At 71.4% G+C, this 21,950-nt stretch carries 19 protein-coding genes; 4 read left to right on the forward strand and 15 right to left on the reverse strand.

All coding sequences use genetic code 11. The annotated features are described in order from the left end of the window. Positions 1-42: 42 nt before the first annotated feature. Positions 43-969, forward strand: coding sequence for a DUF4231 domain-containing protein (locus OHA98_RS27635; RefSeq protein ID WP_266930943.1), 927 nt, complete (start codon positions 43-45; stop codon positions 967-969). Between the two features lie 26 nt (positions 970-995). On the opposite strand, the gene OHA98_RS27640 is transcribed toward OHA98_RS27635, so the two are convergent. The 10 genes from OHA98_RS27640 to OHA98_RS27685 form a co-directional block, all read right to left on the reverse strand. Then, the gene (locus OHA98_RS27640; RefSeq protein ID WP_266929442.1) at positions 996-1,475 is read right to left on the reverse strand and encodes a hypothetical protein; all 480 of its coding nucleotides are present in this window, start codon (positions 1,473-1,475) and stop codon (positions 996-998) included. 129 nt (positions 1,476-1,604) lie between these two features. Continuing rightward, positions 1,605-2,504 (reverse strand): S1 family peptidase, encoded by a 900-nt coding sequence (locus OHA98_RS27645; protein WP_266929443.1) that lies wholly within the window; start codon positions 2,502-2,504, stop codon positions 1,605-1,607. Positions 2,505-2,799: 295 nt separating this feature from the next. Next, positions 2,800-3,606 (reverse strand): DUF1684 domain-containing protein, encoded by an 807-nt coding sequence (locus OHA98_RS27650; protein ID WP_266929444.1) that lies wholly within the window; start codon positions 3,604-3,606, stop codon positions 2,800-2,802. Positions 3,607-3,610: 4 nt separating this feature from the next. Beyond that, positions 3,611-4,891: an NtaA/DmoA family FMN-dependent monooxygenase gene (locus OHA98_RS27655; protein WP_266930945.1), complete on the reverse strand. Its 1,281-nt coding sequence runs from the start codon at positions 4,889-4,891 to the stop codon at positions 3,611-3,613. 14 nt (positions 4,892-4,905) lie between these two features. Then, the gene (locus tag OHA98_RS27660) at positions 4,906-5,982 is read right to left on the reverse strand and encodes an LLM class flavin-dependent oxidoreductase (RefSeq protein WP_266929445.1); all 1,077 of its coding nucleotides are present in this window, start codon (positions 5,980-5,982) and stop codon (positions 4,906-4,908) included. 16 nt (positions 5,983-5,998) lie between these two features. Beyond that, positions 5,999-6,973 carry an ABC transporter substrate-binding protein gene (locus OHA98_RS27665; RefSeq protein WP_266929446.1) on the reverse strand — a complete coding sequence of 325 codons (975 nt, stop codon included), beginning with the start codon at positions 6,971-6,973 and terminating at the stop codon, positions 5,999-6,001. Between the two features lie 32 nt (positions 6,974-7,005). Further along, positions 7,006-7,758, reverse strand: a complete 753-nt coding sequence (locus tag OHA98_RS27670; RefSeq protein WP_266930946.1) for an amino acid ABC transporter ATP-binding protein — start codon at positions 7,756-7,758, stop codon at positions 7,006-7,008. Between the two features lie 17 nt (positions 7,759-7,775). After that, the gene (locus OHA98_RS27675) at positions 7,776-8,663 is read right to left on the reverse strand and encodes an amino acid ABC transporter permease (RefSeq protein WP_266929447.1); all 888 of its coding nucleotides are present in this window, start codon (positions 8,661-8,663) and stop codon (positions 7,776-7,778) included. Positions 8,664-8,710: 47 nt separating this feature from the next. Next, positions 8,711-10,570, reverse strand: a complete 1,860-nt coding sequence (locus tag OHA98_RS27680) for an FAD/NAD(P)-binding domain-containing protein (protein ID WP_266929448.1) — start codon at positions 10,568-10,570, stop codon at positions 8,711-8,713. Continuing rightward, positions 10,567-11,436, reverse strand: coding sequence for an amino acid ABC transporter permease (locus OHA98_RS27685; protein ID WP_266929449.1), 870 nt, complete (start codon positions 11,434-11,436; stop codon positions 10,567-10,569). The genes OHA98_RS27680 and OHA98_RS27685 overlap by 4 nt, the downstream gene beginning before the upstream one ends. A 487-nt stretch (positions 11,437-11,923) precedes the next feature. Here OHA98_RS27685 and OHA98_RS27690 point away from each other — a divergent pair, with 487 nt between their 5' ends. Then, the gene (locus OHA98_RS27690; protein ID WP_266929451.1) at positions 11,924-12,871 is read left to right on the forward strand and encodes an ABC transporter substrate-binding protein; all 948 of its coding nucleotides are present in this window, start codon (positions 11,924-11,926) and stop codon (positions 12,869-12,871) included. A 58-nt stretch (positions 12,872-12,929) separates the two neighbouring features. Here the strand turns inward: OHA98_RS27690 and OHA98_RS27695 are convergent, their stop codons facing one another. Next, positions 12,930-14,105 (reverse strand): DUF5685 family protein, encoded by a 1,176-nt coding sequence (locus OHA98_RS27695; protein WP_266929452.1) that lies wholly within the window; start codon positions 14,103-14,105, stop codon positions 12,930-12,932. Positions 14,106-14,414: 309 nt separating this feature from the next. Here OHA98_RS27695 and OHA98_RS27700 point away from each other — a divergent pair, with 309 nt between their 5' ends. Continuing rightward, positions 14,415-14,858 carry a cell division protein SepF gene (locus OHA98_RS27700; protein ID WP_266929453.1) on the forward strand — a complete coding sequence of 148 codons (444 nt, stop codon included), beginning with the start codon at positions 14,415-14,417 and terminating at the stop codon, positions 14,856-14,858. A gap of 37 nt (positions 14,859-14,895) precedes the next feature. Here the strand turns inward: OHA98_RS27700 and OHA98_RS27705 are convergent, their stop codons facing one another. Together OHA98_RS27705 and OHA98_RS27710 are read right to left on the reverse strand one after the other, a co-directional pair. Beyond that, positions 14,896-16,134, reverse strand: a complete 1,239-nt coding sequence (locus OHA98_RS27705; RefSeq protein WP_266929454.1) for an acyl-CoA dehydrogenase family protein — start codon at positions 16,132-16,134, stop codon at positions 14,896-14,898. Between the two features lie 272 nt (positions 16,135-16,406). Further along, the gene (locus OHA98_RS27710) at positions 16,407-18,092 is read right to left on the reverse strand and encodes an MFS transporter (RefSeq protein WP_266929455.1); all 1,686 of its coding nucleotides are present in this window, start codon (positions 18,090-18,092) and stop codon (positions 16,407-16,409) included. A 499-nt stretch (positions 18,093-18,591) separates the two neighbouring features. On the opposite strand from OHA98_RS27710, the gene OHA98_RS27715 reads away from it, so the two are divergent. Then, on the forward strand, positions 18,592-19,689 hold the full coding sequence (locus tag OHA98_RS27715; protein ID WP_266929456.1) for a phosphatase PAP2 family protein: 1,098 nt from the start codon (positions 18,592-18,594) through the stop codon (positions 19,687-19,689). A gap of 153 nt (positions 19,690-19,842) precedes the next feature. Here OHA98_RS27715 and OHA98_RS27720 read toward each other — a convergent pair whose 3' ends face one another. Together OHA98_RS27720 and OHA98_RS27725 are read right to left on the reverse strand one after the other, a co-directional pair. Next, a complete protein-coding gene (locus tag OHA98_RS27720; RefSeq protein ID WP_266929457.1) occupies positions 19,843-20,058 on the reverse strand; it encodes an I78 family peptidase inhibitor in 216 nt (71 codons plus the stop codon). A gap of 459 nt (positions 20,059-20,517) precedes the next feature. After that, complete coding sequence (locus tag OHA98_RS27725; RefSeq protein WP_266929458.1) at positions 20,518-21,801, reverse strand: glycosyltransferase family 4 protein; 1,284 nt, start codon at positions 21,799-21,801, stop codon at positions 20,518-20,520. Between the last annotated feature and the right edge of the window lie 149 nt (positions 21,802-21,950).

The following is a 21,950-nucleotide window of genomic DNA, read 5'->3' on the forward strand; positions in this document are numbered from 1 at the left end:
GCGACCGGTTCAGGCATGCCCACAACTGCAGACGGGGTGAACATGACGGCGCTTCCCGGACCCCTCCGGTCCATGGTCTTCAGGAACGAGGACCTCCCGGCGCTCTTCCACCACACGGACGCCATCGCCATCGCACGTCAGCGCGAGGCGGTGAACACCACGCGCGGGCAGCTGGTCCTGCTGGTCCTCGGAACGGTGCCCGCGGCACTCCCCTGGCACGTCGGTGCCGGCCCCGTCGAACTGCTCGACGCCATAGGCGTGCTGGCCTACACGGGTGTCCTGGTCACGACCTTCCTCGCCTCGCGCCGCAAAGCGAAGTCGCATTGGCAGCTCAACCGCTCCGCGGCCGAGTTCATCAAGTCCGTCTGCTGGCGGTACGCCGTCCACGGCTCCCCCTTCGACACCGCCGTACCGCACCCGGAGGCGGTGTTCGCCAACCGGCTCGAAGAGGGCCTCCAGGAGCTCCGGAAGGTCGGCTGGGCCGACCCCCGCGACGAACTGGACGGCTCCGGTGACGGCCTCATCACCGAGTCCATGCGCGAGTTACGGGACAAGGCGTTCACCGTACGCAAGGAGACGTACATCCGGGACCGGCTGATCGAGCAGCGCCGCTGGTACCGCAGGCGTCTGCAGGTCTCGCGGCGCGGTGCGTTCGTCTGGTCCAGCACCATCGCCGCGCTCACCGCGCCCGCCCTGGTGCTGGCCGTGTTCCAGACGTTCGGGGCCGGGCGGTCCTTCGCGCTGACCGGGACGCTCTCCGCCGCCGCGGCCGCCTGTCTCGCCTGGAACGAGATGCGCCGTCATCATCCGCTGATCTCCGCGCACTCGCTGGTGGAGACGGACCTGGAGTCGATGCAGGCAGCGATGGAGACCACGCTGACCGAGCGTCAGTGGCCCGTCGCGGTCTTCGAGACCGAGCGGATCGTCTCCCCGGAACACACCGACTGGCTGGCCAGACACCGCATGTGACGATGCATCAGCTCACATCCTCGGGGTCAGGCGCGCTCCACGCCGTCCCGCCAGATGACGGTGACCGGACGGCCCAGGTTCCGGGCGTACGTCACGATGTCGCCCGTACCGCCCAGACCCCTCGCCGGGCGGCCGTCCCAGACGGCCAGCAGCCGGTCGCAGTGGTCGGCGATATAGGTGCCCGCCGCGTAGTACGCCTCGTCGGTGGAGTGCGGGAAGTCCAGCCGGACCTCACGCGCCGCACGGGACTTGAGCATCCGGTAGTGGGCGAGTTCGGCGTCGCCGTCGAAACAGTCCTCGTAGTCGCCGCTGGGGATCACCGCCGTCAGCCTCGCCCCGCGGGAGAGCGCGAGTTCGGCGAAGATCTGGTCGGCGCCGACCGCCAGACTGGAGAGCGCCTCCAGGGAACCGCCCGCCGCGCACAGTGCCGCCTTCAGTCCCGCCAGCACATCCGCCCGTGCCTCCACGGGGATCGAACGGTGACCGGTCACTCCGATGCGATTCACGGACCTGGAACCCCCTGCGTGTCTGCACCCGACCGTCCCGACATCCTCTCAAAAGCCGCGGGGCGAGCGGGAGCCCCCGTCCGGATTTCCGGACGAGGGCTCCCAATTCCGGACAGGTCCGGGGTTGGGTCAGTAGACGCTGACGTTGTACGCGCTGAGCGCCTCGGTGACCGGCTGGAAGAACGTCGTCCCGCCCGAGCTGCAGTTGCCGCTGCCGCCGGAGGTGAGACCGATCGCCCTGGTGCCGGAGTAGAGCGGGCCGCCCGAGTCGCCGGGCTCGGCGCACACATTGGTGCGGATCATGCCGTAGACGATGTCCCCGCCGCCGTAGTTGACGGTGGCGTTGAGACCGGTGACCGATCCGCCGTGGGTGCCGGTGGTGGAACCGCGGCGGGTGACGGACATCCCGACCGTGGCCTCGGCCGCGCTGGTGATGTCCTGGCTGCCTACGGTGCCGTCCTTGGCGATGGTGGTGTTGGTGTACCGCACGATGCCGTAGTCGTTGGTCGGGAAGCTGGATCCCGTGGTGGTGCCGAGCACGGTGGTGTGCGAGGAGTCCGCCCACCAGGTGCCCGCACCGTCGGTGCAGTGGCCGGCGGTCAGGAAGTAGTAGGTGCTGCCGCTGCGGACGTTGAACCCGAGGGAACAGCGCCAGCTGTCGGCGTAGATCGCGTCCCCGCCGGAGATCAGCTTGCTGAACCGGCCGGGCGTGCGCTCGATGCGCAGGGCGCCCGCGTCGGCTCCCGCGGACTCCTTGATCTTCTCGATCTCCGCCTGCGAGACCGTGCTGTCCACGGTCACCAGGAGTCGGCCGGTCTTCGGGTCGATGTTCCAGGCGGTACCCGCGACATCGGCGCCGAGCACGGCGTCCGCGGCCGCGGTCAGCCGGCTCGCGCTGTAGGTTTCGGTGGAGTCGGCGCTGGCGGTGGGGGCGGCGAGGGCCGCGACGGCGACGAGGCCCGCGAAGACGGCGGTGGCCCTGTTGCGTCTCGCGGTGCCCTTACGGGGGGTGTTGCGCTTGATCCTCACTTGTCGTTCCTCCCGAGGGGAATCGGGGGTCCTGCCTGTGGGGTGGCCGGACCCGTGAGGCGCAGTCGAGGAGTACGTCCGGATTCCGAGCGCCGTGCTCCTGACAAGCGCTGCTCGGGAGTATCAGGGGGCGTCAACCGGCCGCGCAAGGGCACGTTTTCGGCCGAACCTGCGCCGAACCCCGCGCCCGACCCGCCCCGTACACGGATCGGCCCCGGCAGCTCCGCGGCTGCCGGGGCGATGTCCGGGATCAGGGATTCCGGGTGGACCGGATCCGGGAGACCGGTGTGACCGGTCAGGCGTCGAGACGGTTCCGCTCCCCGGCCGGGACGGCGATCGTGAGGGTGTTGCCGGGCGGCGGGAACGGGCAGATGAAGTGATCGGCGAAGGCACAGGGCGGCAGCAGCGCACGGTTGAAGTCGACGCTCACACTGCCGTCCTCGGCCGGTGCGGCGGGCCGCAGGAAGCGGAAGCGGTAGCTGCTGTTCCCGCTGGTGGCGTCGGCGAAGACGGCCCACAGCGAACCGTCGGGCTCGACCGCGACCTGAAGGGTGTGCGCGGTGCCGTCCACCTCGAAGGCGATCTCACCGGCCAGCCCGAGACCCCGCTCGGCCCCGTCGGCGTTCTTCACCCGGACGGTGCGGTCGGCGGCGTAGGGCCGGAAGGTGCCGGGCAGCGTCCAGCTCCCGTCGTAGCCGGTCGCCTCGATGGTCCGGAAGGCGTGCCGGGCCGGGGAGTGCGGATCGAAGTCCCGTACCGCCCAGAGCCCTTCGCGGCGCAGGACGAACAGCCGCCGTTCGCCCCGCGCCACCCGGGCCGTGCCGATCGGTCCGCGGTCGGGTCCGAGCCGGACCTCACCGGTCAGCGGCTTGCCGTCGACCTCGAGACCGTCCTCGGCCGTGGCGGTGAGCACCAGCTCGTCACCGTCCTCGCGCCAGTGCCCCGGGACGGCCGGAATTCGCCCTTCCGGGTAGTCGGAGAGCCAATGGGTACCGGACAGGGAGAGGGGACCGTACGGTGCCGCGACCGCGACGATCCGCTCCTCGTGCCACCGCTGCCAGTCCTGCCGGCCCTGCTCGTTCTGCTGTGCGTCCGTGCTCATGCGGTCAACCCTTCCATACCGGATCCGCCTGGCCGAGGTGCGACCGCAGTGTGGAACCGGTGTATTCGGAGCGGAATGTCCCGCTCTCCTGGAGCAGCGGGACGACCCGGTCGACGAAGTCGTCGAGGCCGCCCGGGGTGAGATGGGGTACGAGGATGAACCCGTCGGCCGCGCCGGCCTCGGTGAACGCGGTCAGCTGCGCGGCGACGGTCCGGGGGGAGCCGATGAACGACTGCCGCCCGGTCGTCTCGATCACCGTCTGCCGGATGGACAGCCCCTTGGCCTCGGACACGGCACGCCAGCGGGCGGCCACGGCGAGGGGGTCGCCGTGCCGGACACGGCCCTGGACCAGGTCGGAGTCCGGGACGGGGTCGCTCGCGGGGAGCGGTCCGTCGGGGTCGTACCCGGAGAGGTCACGGCCCCAGACCTGTTCCAGGGCCAGGAGGGCGTTCTGCGGGGAGATCTGCTGGTGCCGGATCTCCGCGGCGTTCTCCTGCGCCTCCTCGTCCGTGTCCCCCAGGACGAAGGTGACCCCGGGCATGATCTTGAGGTCCGCCGGCCGCCTGCCGTACTTCGCCAGCCGTGCCTTGACGTCGGCGTAGAACTCCCGGCCCGCCTCCAGGGTGCCGTGCCGGGTGAAGATGATGTCGGCGGCGCCTGCGGCGAACTCCCGGCCCTCGTCCGAGTCTCCGGCCTGGATGACGACCGGGTGCCCCTGCGGGGAGCGCGGGACGGTGAACTCCCCGGAGACGGCGAAGTGCCGCCCGTGGTGCGCGAAGGGCCGGGACTCCCCGTCGGGGGTCCAGGAGTCCCAGAGTTCCCGGGCCGTGGCGACGAACTCCGCGGCCCGCGTGTAGCGGTCGGCGCGGTCGAGGTAGCCGCCGCGCCGGAAGTTCTCCCCGGTGAACGCGTCGGAGGAGGTCACCACGTTCCAGGCGGCGCGGCCGTCGCTGAGGTGGTCGAGCGTGGCGAGGCGGCGGGCCAGTTCGTACGGTTCGTTGAACGTGGCGTTGACGGTCGCGGCGAGCCCGAGCCGGTCGGTGACGGCGGCCAGCGCGTTCAGCACGGTCAGGGACTCGGGCCGGCCGACCACGTCCAGGTCGTGGATGCGGCCGTTGTGCTCGCGCAGCCGCAGCCCCTCCGCGAGGAAGAAGAAGTCGAACTTCCCACGCTCCGCCGTTCTGGCCAGGTGCTCGAAGGAGGAGAAGTCGATCTGGCTCTCCGACCGGGCATCGGCCCACACCGTGGTGTTGTTGACGCCCGGGAAGTGCGCGGCGAGGTGCATCCGGCGCGGCGTGCTCATGCTCCCTCCCCGGCGGTCCGGGCGAGGGCGTACCGGGAGGCGGGGCGGGTGAGGCCCAGGTGTTCGCGCAGGGTGCCGCCGGGATAGAAGGTGCGGAAGAGGCTGCGGTGCTGGAGGAGTGCCACGGTGCCGTTGACGATCCTTTCGAGGTCGCGTGCCGGGGTGATGGGGGTGAGGTGGAAGCCGTCCACGGCCCCGGAGCGGTGCCACCGGGTGATGAGTTCGGCGAGGTCGACCGGGCCGCCCCGGAAGTAGGAGTCCCGCCCGGCGAACCGCGGGCCGCTCTCCAGACCGGGTTCGGGCGTCGTTTCGGCGTCCCCCAGGTCGACGGTGAGCGCGGCCAGGAACCGCAGGTCGGCGGGGTCACGGCCGTGCGCGGCCGCCCGGCGGCGTACGTCGTCGCGCACCGCGGCAGCCTGCTCGGGGGTGGTGGCCCGGATGTGGACGACATCGGCGTGCCGGGCGGCCGGTTCACGGGCCGGGGTCCCGGTGCCGTCGATGACGGTGACGGGCCGGCCCTGCGGCGGGCGCGGCACGATGGCGGGTCCCCGGACCGAGAAGGTGCTGCCCTCGAAGTCGACGTAGTGCAGCCGGTCCCGGTCGATGAACCGTCCGGTGGCGGTGTCCCTGATCTCGGCGTCGTCCTCCCAGCTGTCCCAGAGCCGGGCCGCCACGTCGGCGGTCTCCCCCGCCTCCTGCCAGAGCGCGGCGGCCGGTGCGGCGGAGCGTCTGCCGAACAGCCGGGCCTCGGCCTCGGTCGTGGAGACCTCCGCGTTCCAGCCGGCCCGGCCGCGGCTCACCCAGTCGAGGGTGGCGACGGCGGACGAGACGTGGAAGGGCTCGGTGTGGGTGGTGGTGACGGTCGGTACGAGGCCGACGCGGTCGGTGGCGGGGGCGATGCGGGAGAGTACGGCGAGGGCATCGGGTCCCGGGCGCGCGAAGGAGTCGCCGAGGGTGACGAAGTCGAGGGTGCCGCGCTCGGCGAGCCGGGCGAGGGCCAGGTAGTGCCCGGCGTCGTAGTGGGGCGGGCCGCCGATCTCGGCGGCCAGGTGAAGGGGCCTGTTGGCAGTCATGCGGGACCTCTCGGGGTCAGTTCTCGGTCCTGGGGAGTCCGGGCGGGTTGATCTCCGACTTCTCGACGGCCTCGTCGGTCAGTCCCCAGCGCTTCAGCACCTCGCCGTACGAGCCGTTCCGCACGATGTGGTCGATCGCGGCGGCGTAGGCCCCGACCAGGCCGCTGTCCTTCTTCGTGGTGGCGGCGATCTTCCCCTGGAGCCCGTCCCCGGCGCCGGACAGGGTGCCGATGATCTCGGACTGTCCGGCCGAGGCGACGTGGTAGCTGACGGAGGGGCTCGGGCCCAGATAGGCGTCGATCCGGCCGGACTGGAGGGCGAGGTAGTAGTCGGTGTCCTTCTGGAAGTACTTGATCTCCACCGGTTCGCGGCCGGCCTCGGCGTTCTCCGCGCTCCAGTCGACGAGGATCTTCTCCTGGTTGGTGCCGGAGGCGACCGCGATCGTCCTCCCGGCGATGTCGGGGGCCGCCTTCACCTTCCAGCCGGAGCCCTTCTTGGCCTCGAAGGCGATGTTGTCGAGCCGGTAGGTCGCGAAGTCGTACTTCTCCTTGCGCTCCTCGGTGACGGTGACGTTGGACAGGACGGCGTCGAACTTGGAGCTGTCGAGGCCGACGAAGAGGTTCTCCCAGGACACCTCGTCGAACCGGGGCTCCAGTCCGAGGGTGTCGGCGATCAGGGTCGCGAGGTCGATCTCGGAGCCGATGCGGGTCCGGTCGTCGGTCGCGTAGAAGCCGAGGGGCGGCGAGGCGTCGGCGCCCGAGCCGATCCGGAGGGTGCCGCGCTCGCGGACGGCCCGCGGTACTCGGGCGGCGATGGCGGCCACCTTCTCGCCCCTGATCCGCTTCTGGTCCGGGCCGATGTTGACCCCGGTGTCCTTTTGCCCCTTCGGTCCGATCACATCGGTGGCGGCGTCGCTGGTGCCGCAGGCGGTGAGCAGCCCCGCGGCCGTGAGGGTGGCGAGGGCGACGGCGAGGGTGCGGCGGACGGGCACGTGAGGGCTCCTCGGTGAGAACACGGGCGGGATCACAGGACTTTGGAGAGGAAGGCGCGGGTGCGTTCCTGGGCGGGGCGGTCGAGTACGCCGGCGGGCGGGCCCTGCTCGACGATGCGGCCCTCGTCCATGAAGACGACGGTGTCGGCGACCTCACGGGCGAAGCCGATCTCGTGGGTGACGACGATCATCGTGGTGCCCCGGCGGGCCAGGTCCTTGATGACGTCGAGGACCTCACCGACCAGTTCGGGGTCGAGCGCGGAGGTCGGTTCGTCGAAGAGCAGCAGTTTCGGTTCGAGGGCGAGCGCCCGTGCGATGGCGACGCGCTGCTGCTGGCCGCCGGAGAGCTGTCGGGGGTACGCCTGCGCCTTGTCGCCGAGCCCGACCCGGGCCAGGAGTTCTCCGGCCGCTTCGACGGCGTCCTTGCGGGGGCGGCGCAGGGCGGAGACGGGCGCCTCGATGATGTTCTCCAGGACGGTGAGGTGTCCGAAGAGGTTGAAGTTCTGGAAGACGAAGCCGATCTTGGTGCGCTGGCGCAGGACCTCGCGTTCGCGCAGCTCGTACAGCTTGTCGCCCTCCCTGCGGTAGCCGACCAGGGAGCCGTCGACGCTGATCCAGCCCGCCTGGACCTTCTCCAGGTGGTTGATGGTGCGCAGCAGGGTGGACTTGCCGGAGCCGGAGGGGCCGAGGATGACGGTGACCTCTCCGGTGCGGACGGTCAGGTCGATGCCGCGCAGCACGTCGAGGGAGCCGAAGCTCTTGTGCACGGAGCGGATCTCGACCATGGCATCGCTGGGTGCGCTCATCGCACGGCCCCCTTGGCGTAGTGACGTTCGACGTAGTACTGGAGGACGGAGAGCACGGTGGTCAGCAGGATGTACCAGACGGTGGCGACCATCAGCAGGGGCACGACCCTGCCGTTGCGGCCGTAGACGACCTGGACCTGGTAGAAGAGTTCGCCGATCGCCATGACGGAGACGATCGAGGTGCCCTTGAAGAGGGAGATGATCTCGTTGGCCGCGTTCGGCAGGATGGAGCGCATCGCCTGCGGCAGCACGATCCGGCGCAGCTGTCGCAGCCGCGGGATGCCGAGGGCGGCCGCGGCCTCCAACTGCCCCGCCTCCACGGCCAGTACGCCGCCCCGGACGATCTCCGCCGCATAGGCGGCCTGGTGCAGCGCGAGCCCGAGCACCGCCGCGCTCATCGCGCCGACGAGGTTCATCGTGTCGAAGGTGAAGAAGCCCGGCCCGAACGGGATGCCGAACTGCAGCTCCTTGTAGAGGTAGGCGAGGTTGAACCAGAACAGCAGCTGCACGATGCGCGGGATCGAGCGGAACGCCCAGATGTACGCGTACGCCACCGCCCTGAGGAACGGGCTGGACGACAGGCGCATGAAGGCGAGGACGATGCCGAGCGCGAAGCCCAGAACGGTGCCGTAGAAGGTCAGCTGGAGGGTGACCCAGACGGCCCTGAGGATGGTCTCGGTGGTGAAGAACCGCGCGAAGACGTCCCATTCCCAGCCGGGGTTGGTGACCAGCCCGTGCAGGAACTGGGCGAGCAGCACGGCGGTCGCGGCGACGGCCACCCACCGCCAGGGATGGCGCACCGGGACGACGGTCAGCCGGCCGTGGTCGGTGACGGGGTCCTGCACGGTCTCTTTGTCGATGGGTGGATCGCTGGTGAGCGACATGAGGGTTCCTTAAGCGACATGTATATGTACGGGAGGAGGGGTCGCGGTCAGGCGCTGAGGCGGCCGCGACAGGAGAGGTCGCGCAGGAACATCAGCGCGGTGCGTGCGGTGGCGTCGTTCTGGCGGAAGGCCGGGCCGCCGGTGCGGGGCCGGGTGAAGGCACCGCTGCTGCGGGCGGTGGTGTACGGGCCGAGCGCGAAGCGCCGCGGGTGCGCGAGGCCGTTTCGGTCCAGGATCCGGCCGTCGGCCGGGTCGACGGAGAGCAGGCCCGTGCCGGTGGTGGCGGCGCCGTCCTCGTACAGGCCGCGGAGCAGCGGGCTGCTGGTGTGGCGGAGCGAGGGGTCCGGGAGGCGGGCCTCGACCAGCGCCCTCGCCTCGACCCGTCCGCCGGGGACGGTGGCGCTGCCGGCCCGGAAGAGCCCCGCCTCCTCGTCGGCCTCCACGGTGACACCCGCGCCGAGGAAGCGGACGACTCCGGCCCGGGAGAGGGCGAGGAGCTGCTCCAGCCGGGGGCCGGGCGGGCCGGAGGCCAGGTGGCTGAAGAAGCCGTGCCACCAGTCACCGATGTCGCCGAGCCTGATCAGCTGCCCGTACGCGGAGAGCAGTCCGAGGAAGACCGCGAGGTCGGGGCTGTGGGCCGGGTCGTGACGGCGTGCCAGGTCGGCGGTGATGTAGCCGCGCAGGCCGTCCTGGAGCGCGTCGTACGAGGGGTGGCGCACCCCGTCCAGCGGGTGGTCGAGCGCCGCCAGGTCGAGCCGGTCGGCGGGGTCGGGCACGGCCGCGGCGACGAGGGAGTCCAGTTCGGGGCTGCCCGGCCCGGCGGCGGCGTACTTGTCCTCGAAGACCTGTCGGTCGACGGTGGTGCGCTCGGGGTGGGCGGTGAACAGCCGGTGGTAATGGGCGTGGCCGAGCTCCTTGGCGACGTGCGGCCACACATCGCGCCGGAAGTCGAGCGGTCCGGGTCCGCTCAGCAGTTCCGCGGTGAGACCGGGGCCGAGGAAGCGCGGCAGGGGCGGCCGTTCGCCCTCCCAGCCGTAACCGATCTTGGAGTGGTACGGGACTCCGCGCCGCGATCCGACGTGCAGTACGGGCTCCCGGCCCGAGGGCAGGTACTCCCCGTTCTCGTACCGGCCGCCGCGGCCCTCGGTGAGCAGGACCATCAGGTCGATGAAGGCGAGCCCGAAGCCGCGGACGATGACGGGTTCGCCCGCGCGAAGCGCGCTCAGGTCGCTGTCGGCGGTGAAGTCGGGCGGGAGGTGGGTGAGCCCGTGCCGTCCGGCGAACGCGCTCAGCTCCCGCTGTCCGGCGTCGGGCTCGGCGTCGAGGTGGCCGACGGTGAGGACGACGAGGTCGGCGAGGAGGGGTTCGCCGCGGCCCTGGAGCCGGACGCGCTGACGGCCGCCGCGCGGTCCGCTGATCCGCAGGGCACGGGTCCGGTGCTCGTGCACGGTGATGCCGGGCGGGAGCGCGGCCAGCGCCTGTTCGTACACCCACCGCAGGTAGGCGCTCTGGAGCCGGCGGCTGGGGAAGTCCTGCCCCGTGAGCCGCTGTATCTCCGCCAGTACGGCGGGCGCGGCATCGACGGTGATCCGCCCGGCGCGGACGTCGTCCGCCCAGGCGTCCAGGGCGGGGCCGGGCACTACGGGGCCGTCCTGCTGCACCGTGTCGTCGGTGAACATCGTGACGTCCTCGGCCATGGAGTTCATCCAGAGCAGCGGCGACTGGTCCTGCCGCCATATCCGGCCGCCGCCCGGTGGGTGCGGGTCGACGAGGTGGATGTCGAGCCGGAGGCCGGGCGACAGGCCGGCCGCGTTGGCGGCGATGCGCTCGATGACACCGGTGCCGCGCGGTCCGGCGCCGATGACGACGAGGGCGGGGGTGGTTCCGGGAGCGGGGGCGCCGGTCATCGGGTGCCCGCCGTGCCGCGTGCGTAGTGCCGTTCGACGTAGTGCTGTCCGATGCCGAGGAGCGAGGTGACGGCCACGTACCAGAGGGTGGCGACGAGCAGCAGCGGGATGACCTGGTAGGTGCGGTGGTAGACGAGCTGCACGGAGTAGAGCAGGTCCTGCACGGCGATGATGCTGACGATCGAGGTGCCCTTGAGGGTGCCGATCAGCATGTTCCCGGCGGGCGGCACGATGGAGCGCATGGCCTGCGGGAGCACGATCCGGCGGAGCCTGCGCCAGGGGCCCAGCCCCAGTGACTGGGCGGCCTCCACCTGTCCGCGCTCGACGGAGAGGATGCCGCCGCGCACGACCTCGGCGGCGTACGCGGCCTCGTGCAGGGTGAGTCCGACGACGGCGACGGTGACGGGCCCGAGGAGGTTGACCGTGCTGACGCCGAGGATCTGCGGGTACAGGGCGCCGATGTTGAACCAGAACAGCAGCTGGACCAGGATCGGGGTGGACCGGAACAGCCAGACGTACCCCCAGCTGACCGCCTGGAGCACGCGGTTGCCGGAGAGCCTGAGGATGGCGAGCAGGGTACCGAGCGCGAAGCCGAGAACCATGACGAGCGCCGTGAGCCAGAGGGTGAGGCCGAGTCCGCGCAGGACGGAGGCGGTGGTGACGTACTCGCCGACGACGTCCCACTGGAAGGCGTCGTTGCGGATGACGGATCCCAGCGCCAGTGCGAGCAGCACCAGAACGGCAACGGCCGCCGCCCACTGGCCTGTTCGGCGGACCGGGACGATGCGCGGCACGGTGGCGGCGTCGGCCGCGGCGGGCGGTACGGGAAGAGGAGAGGGAGGCAGGACATCTGTCTGCGCGGACATGCGAAGGCTCCGTGGATGCAGAGATCGAACACGGGGCGTGCCTTCACACCAAACACAACGTGGACCGGGCCCCTCAGCGCCGGTCCGCTTCCGAGATAAGCGGTGCACGAGGCCTGTTGTCAAGGCTGTCCACACTATGAGCCGTACGTCTCATGTCAGTTGACGCGCAACCGGATGACTGTTCCACTTGGGCCATGCATTCGCAGCAGTGGCTGGTCACCCGCTCCCACATCGACTTCGGTCGCGTGTGGTCCTCTTCCTGTTGAGCTGACTCCCTGCGTTTCGTTCTCATCCGCTCGCGCCCCTGTCCGCGTTCGAGCGCCCCTTCCCGCGTGCCCTCACGTACACAACGCCGCGTCACCCTCCCCTCGCACCGCTGATCTCCCGCCTCCGGCCCCGTGCTGTTTCCGGCACCGGGGTCCGGCCGGCGTACCCGCACCCGGTCCGACGTACCCGCCGCATCCGATGAATCCGGAGAAGCCCCGCCATGCCCCGAACCCGCCACACCGCCGCCTTCGCCCTGATCACCGTCGCCGTGCTCACGCTCACCGCGTGCGGATCGGACGCTCCGGCGGCCGCGCCGGGCGGTGGTGCGGGGGCGGCGGGCGCCGGCCGGGGAAAGATCCCGACGGCCGACGTGGTGTCGGCGGTGCGGAAGAACGAGGCCGCGGCGGCACTGCTGCCCGCGGACGTCCGCTCCTCCGGGACGCTCAGGATCGCCTCCAGCATCGGCGCCCCGCCCGGGGCCTTCTATCTGGAGGACGGCAGGACCGCCGCCGGCGCGGACATCGACTTCGCGGACGCCGCAGCCAGGGCGCTCGGGCTGAGGCTGAAGCGCGAGGTCGCCTCCTTCGAGGCGATCCTGCCGGCGCTGGGCAGCGGGAAGTACGACCTGGGCACGGGGAACTTCGGGGTCACCGACGAGCGGCGCGGGACGATCGACTTCGTGACGTACATCAACGACGGCCAGGGCTTCGCGGTCCGCGACGACAGCGAGCTGAAGAAGGTCACCGACCTCACCCAGCTCTGCGGTCTGACCGTGGGCACCGGGGCGGGCACCACGTTCGAGGTGACGCTGGAGGAGAACAGGCACCTGTGCGAGAAGGCGGGCAGGAAGCCGTACGAGGTGAAGACGTACAACGACCAGGCCGCCATCTGGATCTCCCTCCAGCAGGGCCGCAGCGATGTGGTGATGTCCACCATCAACGGGCTCCGCTACGCGGTGACCCAGCAGGAGGGGCTGCGCTTCCTCAACGAGTACAAGCGGCTGGACGTCGGCTTCGCCTTCAGGAAGGGCACCCCGCTGGCGCCGGCCTTCCAGGCCGCGGTCAACGGCCTCCGGGCGGACGGCACGTACGACCGCATCCTGAAGAAGTGGGGCACCACCGAGTCGGCGATCACCACCTCGCGGATCTCCCCGCCCGAGCTGAGGTGACCCGGCGCCGCACGGCCGCGGTCACCCCCGTCCCGGCGGCCGCGTCCCGTCACCGGTTTCAGCAGTCGCACCCGCAGTCGCAGTCGCAGCAGCAGCCGTCGCCGCAGGAACTGCAGCAGTTGCAGGCGTCGCAGCAGCCTCCGCAGTCGCACTGACGGCAGAGTCCTTCGCGTTCCTGCCGGGACCAGGGGTCCGAGAAGGACCCGCAGCACATCTGGCAGGTGCAGGCGAGCCCGGCCCACACCAGGCACCCCGCGATCAGCCCGCGCCGGTCGCGCGGCGGCTCGGGCGGAGGCTGCGGCGGGGAGGCCGGGCCGCCGGGCGCCGGTGCGTACGGATGCCCCGGCGGCGGTCCGAACGCGCCCCGGTGCGAGCAGGACGAGGAGCCGAACGCCCGGTCCACCGAGCGCCGCAGCTCGTGCGCGAGCAGCACATGGACGAGCCTGCCGTCGGTGAACTCCGTGTCGCGCAGCGCCAGCCGTACGCCGTGCAGCGCGTCGTCGCAGAGCCGGCGGGCCTCGCCGAGCGGGGTGCCGGTCGCGGTGAGCGGGTTCCAGGCTCCCGACGCCGCGTCAGCTTCCCGGTCCTCCACGGCGTCCAGCAGATGCGCGAGCCGTCCGAAGAGCCGGCCGGCCTCCGCGAGCGGTGCGGCGTTCCGCGGCTTTCCCGCGAGTACGGCGGTGTGCGCGAAGGCCGCGGCGGTGGCCGTCTCGGTGGGTTCGGTGACGGTCAGCAGCGGGGTGCCCGGCCCGGCGAGCGCCTCGATCCCGGTCTGCCGGTCCACCGCGTCGACCAGCAGCGAGGTGTCGAACCCGAGCGCGGCGCCGGTGCGCGCCCCGGCCCGGTCCCAGCTCGCGGCGACCCGGCGGGCGGCGGCGGCGACCGGCCGGCGGGCCAACAGACCGTCCCGGTCGGCGACGTGGTCGCGGACCTTCGCCGAGGCCAGGACGAGCGAGACGGCCGCGGCGAGCCTGGCTCCCTCGCCCCGGGCGACCGGGGCGGTCCGCAGGGAACGCAGCGGACAGGGGCCCGCGGTGCGCCGTCCCGCCGGAGTGCGCACGGACTGAGCCTCCGTCAGGACCGAGACGATCAGGCCGTCATAGTTCGTAACGATACGGGCGAACTGTCCATGGTCCGCGCGCAGAGCGAGACAGAGCCCGCACAGATGCGCCATCCACTCCGTCCTGAGTCCCTCGGAGAGCCGATGGGTACAGGGCCTGACGATTCCGAACACGACGATCCCCCGAGAGCCGTTCAGCGGGCGCGCGCCACTCGTGCACCCGCGCGTCGTGCATCGTATCGAGTGCTCCGTTCACCCGTACGTCCCCCATGTCACCCGTACGGACCGGCGCATCATATTTTCCTTCCGCAACCGCCCGTAGGCAGGAGGAACCTTGACGAACCGCCACATGTTCTGCACCAGTACCGTCACGAATCCCCTGCGCGCCGACTATCCACTTGGCGCGGTATCCGCATCATGGACGACCATAGGGATACGAAAGAGATGCGGAACGCCAAGGAACCGCGGTGAGAGGAGGCGTCCATGGGATCGGTGCGCAAGGCGAGTGCCTGGCTGGGCCTCGTAGAGGACAACGACGATCGGTACTACGACGACGAGTACGCCGGGGGTGCGGAGACCGGGACGAACGGCCAGGCCTGGGTGACCGACCCGCGGGTGCAGGTGGCCGCCGAGACGGCCGAGGAGCAGGACCGCCGGATCGCGACCGTGACCCCGGACAGCTTCCGGGACGCGCGGGCCATCGGCGAGCTGTTCCGGGACGGCGTCCCGGTGATCGTGAACCTCACGGCCATGGACCCCGCCGACGCCAAGCGCGTCGTGGACTTCGCGGCAGGACTGATCTTCGGTCTGCGCGGCTCGATCGACCGGGTGGCCACCCGGGTCTTCCTGCTGACCCCGGCCGACACACAGGTACTCAACGGCGAAGCCGCCGGCCGGAAGGCCGACGGCTTCTTCAACCAGAGCTGAGCAGGGCGCTCGCCGGACAGGTCCGGCGGCGTCCCGTTTACCGGAACGCGTCCAGACCGGTGAGCGCCTTGCCCAGCACCAGCTGGTGCATCTCCACGGTGCCCTCGTAGGTGAGCACCGACTCCAGATTCGTCGCATGACGCATCACCGGGTACTCCAGAGAGATCCCGTTGGCGCCGAGAATCGTGCGCGAGGTGCGGCAGATCCCGATCGCCTCCCGCACATTGTTGAGCTTTCCGAAACTGACCTGTTCCGGGCGGAGCCTGCCCGCGTCCATCCGACGGCCCAGATGGTGGGCGAGCAGGATGCCCTTGTGCAGTTCGACGGCCATGTCCGCGAGCTTGGCCTGAGTGAGCTGGAAGCCACCGATCGGCCTGCCGAACTGTTCCCGCGTCCTCGCGTAGTCCAGGGCCGCCTCGAAGCTGGCGCGCGCCGCGCCCATCGCCCCCCAGACGATTCCGTAACGGGCGTGACCGAGGCAGCTGAGCGGACCGCGCAGCCCCGCGGCCCCCGGAAGCACCGCGTCGGCGGGCAGCCGTACGCCGTCCAGGACCAGCTCGCTGGTGACCGAGGCGCGCAGCGACCACTTGTGCCGGATCTCCGGCGCGGTGAAGCCGGGGCTGTCGGCCGGTACGACGAAACCGCGGATGCCGCTGCCACCGTCGTCGTCGCCCGTCTGCGCCCAGACGATCGCGACCCCGGCGACCGAGCCGTTGGTGATCCACATCTTGCGGCCGGTGAGGATCCAGTCGTCACCGTCGCGCTTGGCGTATGTGCGCATCCCGGCGGGGTCGGAACCGTGGTCCGGCTCGGTCAGGCCGAAGCAGCCGATGATCTCACCGGCCGCCATACCGGGCAGCCAGCGCCGCTTCTGCTCCTCGGATCCGAAGCGGTGGATCGCGTACATGGCGAGGGACCCCTGGACGGAGACCAGGGAGCGGATCCCGGAGTCCGCCGCTTCCAGCTCCAGACAGGCCAGCCCGTACTGGACGGCGGTGGCGCCCGCGCAGCCGTACCCCTCCAGGGACATGCCCAGCGCACCGAGCGAGCCCAGCTCGCGGGCCAGCTCGCGGATGGTGGGCAGCTCGCCGTTCTCGTACCACTCGGCGATGTGCGGAAGGACCCGGTCGGTGGCCCAGGCGCGGACGGCGTCCCGGATCGCGAGGTCCTCGGGGTCCAGGAGATCGTCGATGCCGAGGGGATCGCCCGCGTCGAAGGGCGGAAGCTTCGACGGCTTCTCCCGCTTCGACGGGTTCGCGGACTCGGTGGTGGACATCAGGATGCCTCCGGCGGCTCGCACGGTGCTCGAAGGGCCCTCGGGACGCCCGCGGGCCCTACGGAAACCAAGGGCTGTCCCGTCATCCCTGGCGGATCAGCGCGCGGCGTCGGATGCGGTGCATCGCAAGGCGGAGGGACGCCCGCATACCGGATGTATGCGGGCGTTCCGACAACGCGGCGAGGTGCCGTAGCTGTCGTCGTGCGTCCGCCAGGGATTACGGGACAGCCCTTAGCAGTGATAGTCAGGGCGTCGTGCGCTGACGTTACGGCTCAGTGTGCCGCGCGTCCAGAGCCGGTGGCCTCGGCCGGTTCGCGCCGCGCGGGCAGCGCGATCCGCCGTCCCGGACGGTCCTGGACGCCCGCCGCGGCGGGCGCGGGAACCCGGGGCTCCTCCTCGGGGCAGGCCTCCCGCACGGTGCAGTCCATCGCCCTGGGCAGCCGCAGCGCGGCCAGCGCCCCGAGGAGCAGCAGCCCCGCGCTGACGAACAGCGTGATGTGCAGCCCGTCGATGAAGGCGTGCCGGGCGGTGGACCGCAGCAGGTCGCCGAGCGGGCCGCCCAGCTGCGCCGCCACCTGGTAGGCCTCCCCCAGGGAGTTCGCGGCCGCCTCGCCCGCCTCCTTGGGCACGCCCTTGTCGTGCAGCGTGGCCAGGCCGGGGGCGTACGCGGCGTTCATGACACTGCCGAGCAGGGCGATCCCCATGCCCGCGCCCAGCTGGTAGGACGTCTCACCGATCGCCGCCGCGCCGCCCGCCCGGTCGGCGGGCGCCTCGCTGAGCATCGATTCGTACGCCCCGAAGAGCGTGGACTGGAGCCCGAAGCCGAGCAGGACGAAGCCGGCCGTCAGCAGGGCGGGCCGGTCGTGCTGCCCCATCAGGGTCAGCAGCAGAACGGCTGCCGCGGTGAGGACGAAGCCCCAGCCGACCATCCGGCGGGGCCCGACGCGGCGCAGGGTGTACGAGCCGGTGACGCCCGCGGCCATCGCCGCGAAGGTCAGCGGCAGCAGCCGCAGTCCGGTCTCCAGGGGGCTGAGGTCCAGCACCAGCTGGAGGTACTGGACGGCTATCAGCTCCAGGCCGACCAGGGCCAGCATGGCGAGCACGATGCAGCCGACGGCCGTGCTGAAGGCGGGCCGGGCGAACATCCCGACATCGATCAGCGGATGCGTACGGCGCTTCTGGCGGCGCACGAACACGATCAGGAGCGCGGCGCCGACCGTGAGCGGGACGAGGGTGGCCGGGCCGAGGAGGCCCTCGCCGCCGCCGACGCGCTTCACCCCGAGGACGACGCCGAGCACACCGGCCGCCGCCATCAGCGCGCCGAGCACGTCCCACGGGCCGTCGTCGCCGCCGCGGGACTCCGGAAGCAGCCAGCGGCCGATCGGCAGGATCAGCGCCATCAGCGGGATATTGATCAGGAAGACCGAGCCCCACCAGAAGTGCTCGACGAGGAAACCGCCGATGACCGGTCCGGTGGCGGCCCCCACGGCGGCCACCGCGGTCCAGACCCCGATGGCCGTGGCGCGCTCCCGGCGGTCGGGGAAGACCTGGCGGAGTATCGACAGCGTCGCGGGCATGATCATCGCGCCGCCGACACCGAGCAGGGCGCGCGCCGCTATCAGTACGGCGGGAGTGTCGGCCATCGCGGCCATCGCGGAGGCGACGCCGAAGAGCGCGTACCCGAACAGCAGGACCCGCCGTCTGCCGATCCGGTCACCGAGAGTGCCGAAGAGGATCAGCAGCGAGGCACAGACCAGCGGATAGGCGTCCACGATCCACAGCAGGCCGACGGCGCTGGGCCGCAGGTCCTCGGTGACCGCGGGCACCGCGACATGGAGCACGGTCGCGTCCAGCGCGACCAGCAGCAGACTGAGACAGAGAACGACGAGGACGACCCAGCGGTTGGCGCCGTCGGCAGCTGCACGCAGCCGGACCCCGGCCGTGGTCGTCGCGGACATCTACGTACCTCCCAGAGAGTCCCTCGCGCTCGGCAGACCAACCGGGGACCCGGTGCACGGTGTCCCGCAGGCCCGGCATCGACGGGCGAGTGAGCCGTCAGCGTACGCGAGTTCGCCGTGGTCACACGTGGTCCAGCTCATACGCCGGTGCGCCACCGAGTGTGGCGTACGCCACCCCCGCGCCCCGCGGCGCCCCCTCCGCGAGCCCGCCCCGGGCCCCTTCCGGGGCGGTGAGCGACGGCCGCGGCCGGCCGGCCGGCGGATGAACCGCGCCCCCCGAGACCGTCCGGCGGAATTCCCGGAAAACCCCGGAGCGGAATTGCCCGGCCGTTCAAACACCCTGACGAATCGGGCGCGCGGGCAATTGATCACAAGATCACGGATATTCTCCGCCGCACCGCGATTTCCCACCGCTCTGAGACATGGTCCACATCACATCGTCATCACAAAGCGGCCGGATCGGCCTGGTCGCCTACTCACTCGCTGTAACGTCGATTGGGTGCGTACCGACATCTTTGCCCGGCTGGACCGGGAGCCGGAACCGCCGAAGATAGAGGCACCGCGGATGAGTCGTCACCGCATCGCTCTCTTCGGCGGGACGTTGGCGTTCTATGTCGCCATCGTCGTCGCGGTGCTGGTCTCGTCCTGGCTGGTGGCCCTCGACTGGAAGGTCATGCTGTTCCGGCCCTATCAGCAGTGGCCCGAACTCCACGCCTTCCTCGACTACTACGTCGTGCTGGGCCAGCGCGGCCCCACGGCCGTGATGATCGCCAGCTGGCTGGGCTGGCGCTCCTGGCGGCAGCACACGATCCGGCCGCTGCTCACCCTCGGCTGTTCGCTGCTGCTGCTCAATGTGACGGTGGGCGCGGTCAAGCTGGGCCTCGGGCGGCTCGGACCGCACTACGCCACCCAGATCGGCTCCGCGGAGATGTTCGCGGGCGGCGATATATTTCCTTCCGGACACACCGCCAACGCCGTGGTGACCTGGGGAATCCTCGCCTACCTGGCCACCACGCCGCGGGCCAGGCGCTATCTGTCCGCCCTGTCGGCGACGGTCTCCCTGGGCGTCGGCCTCACCACCGTCTACATCGGCACGCACTGGCTCAGCGACGTCCTGCTGGGCTGGGCGGCGGGACTGCTGATCCTGCTGGCCCTGCCGTGGTTCGAGCCGCTGATCACCCGCGCCGAGACCTGGATCTTCTCGGTGCGCGCGCAGTGGCGGCAGCGCCGCCGGGCCGACGCACCGGCGCCGGTACCCGCGCCCGTCGCGGCCGGCGCCCCGCAGACGGTGCCGCTCCCCCAGCCGATCGGCTCCGAGAGCATCGCCGCGGAGGACGGGAGCGCGGCGGCGGTCCCGGCGGCCGGAGCGGTTCCCGCGGCCGGGCAGAGCGCCGCGCAGGGCACCGGACAGAGCGCCGGGCAGAACCCCGCGTACCCCGGCGTGGGGGCACGGGCGCGGGCACACTCCGCGCACCCGGCGCATCCGGCCCGTTCGGAGCGCACCCCGGTCACCCCGGCGGGCCCCCGTCGCCCGCCGCACGCGGACCGCACGCCACGCGGCAGCACGAGCCCGGCCCGCCCGATGACGGGCGGCTGAGCCGCCCCCGGACCGCGGGGACGGTACGCACAAGCCTCTCCCCGCACGAGCGAGGGCCCCGACGCACATGTCGGGGCCCTCGCTCGTGTCCGTCCCGCCCCGGCGCGTTCCCCCGGTTCCCGGGCCCGCCTGCTCCAGGGCGCGCGCCGGCCGTCAGCCCACCCAGCAGCGCGTCACGGTCGAGTCCTCGACCTGGAAGTTGATGCGTCCGCCACGGAACTCCATGGTGAGGAACGTGCCCGGCGGCACGGCCCTGACCGAGGTCCAGCCACGGGATCTGGCCCGCCGCTCGGCGGCCTCGGCACCGAGGCCGACATACGACTCGGGGACGTCGTCCGGCTGCGTGGGAGGGGTCGGTATGGATGCCATGTCTCTCACCGTAGGCGGACTCGGACCGTGACGGAAGGCGGGGTCCCGACGGCCCGTGTCCCATCCCCGCATGCCGTGCCGGTCACGCTTGTGTCACAGGATCCCCACACTCGCTTACTTCGAACTATTCACCCGAACGGGCAGCCTGAACGGGTGATCGTTCCTTTCCGTACGCCGGGAAAAGGGTCCGGGAACCGGGAGCGCGGAAATCTCTTCCGGGATCACGGACATGATCCGCCTTTCCGCTCGGCACCCGGAATGATTCACTCGAATGCCCATAACCCCGGGAATTCATACGCCCTTATGCAGGTCTTATATTCCCCACACGCTTCCCACACTCCGCTCCACCGGCGTGCACTATCGGAATCTCGCCATCCGAGAAGCGGCGGCAGCGGACCGCGACACGGGCGACCCGGCGACCGGCCGACACGACCCGGCCGACGGGTGCGGCGGCGCCGCTCAGGCGGACCGCCCCTTGCGGATCGTGTCCGCGGCCTTGTAGCGCAGGGCGTACGCCCCGTCCAGGACGGTGCCCCTGGAGCGGTGCACCGCGGTACGCAGGGCACTCTGCGTGCGCCCCCGGCTCCCGTGCGCGGCGAGCTCGGTGAACAGGCTCTCGTGGCGTTCGGCGATCCGGGCCGGGTCGAATCGCTCCGACGCGGCCAGCGCCGCGGCGCCCATCCGCCGCCGCAGTCCGTCGTCGTCGATCAGCTCCAGCAGCGCGGCGGTGACCGCCGCCCGGTCCCCCACGGGCACCAGGCGTCCGTCGGCCCCGTCCTCGATGATCTCGGCCGGACCGTGCGGGCAGTCGGTGGCCACGACCGGCAGACCGCAGCGCATCGCCTCGACGATCGTCATGCCGAACGACTCCCGGTCCGAGGTGACGGCGGCGATGGACCCCTTGGGCCACTCGGCCTCCATCGGGTGGACGGAGCCCATCAGGACGGCCCTCTCGCCCAGACCGAGTTCGCCGATGAGGGTGCGCAGCGCCTGCTGTTCATTGCCGGTGGCGTCGCCGGCGCCGTAGATCCGCAGCCGCCAGTCGGGGCGCACCGCGCTCACCTCGGCGAAGGCCCGTAACAGCAGGTCGTACCGCTTGACCTTGTGCAGCCGGCCCGCCGCGACGACCCACTTCAGGTCGCCCCGCGCGGGCGCGCCCGCCGGAGCGGGCACGCTGTTGGGGATCGCCTCGATCCGTACGCCGTCCAGCCGGAGCCGGCTGCGGTAGTCCTCGGCGTCGGCCCGGGTGACGGTGGTGACCGCGTCGAGCAGCGCGTAGCGGTGGGCGATCTCGCGGCGCAGCCGGTAGCTGTGGCTGTCCAGCGTGAGGTGTTCCTGAGCCACGCGCACCGGACCCCGGCGGGCCTGCCTGCTGATGTGCACGTTGAGGCCGGGCCGGGTGCCGACGACCACGTCCGCCGCCAGGGAGCGCAGATGGGCCGCGATCCTGGTGTCGGTGAGTCTGCTGTACTGCTTGTGCCTGGTGTCGCCGCGCGGGAACACCGCCGCGGGCCTGGCGCATTCGGCCGCATCGCCGTCGTAGGCCGCGCTCTTCCTGCGCAGGTCGACGAGGTGACGCACGGTCACCCCCGGAGGCGCGCCCAGCGCGGGTGCGTCGCGGTGCCGGAAGACCGACACGATCTCGATGTCGTGCTGCTCGGCGAGCGCCCTCGCGAGATTGAAGGTCGTACGGATCGTTCCCCCGATGCCGTACGCGTTGTGAAGCAGGAATGAAATGTGCATGTCGTCGTCATATCCCCCTGATCGACTCGGTCTGCTGCGGACTGTACTGGCCGCCCACCGCTCGCACAGAATCCGAACAGCGCCCCCGGGCGGGTCGGACGGGCCGGTGGCGGAACGCGCCAAGTCCCTTACCTGACCCGCGTGTTCAC

Source organism: Streptomyces sp. NBC_00654, from assembly GCF_026341775.1.
Taxonomy (GTDB): Bacteria; Actinomycetota; Actinomycetes; order Streptomycetales; family Streptomycetaceae; genus Streptomyces.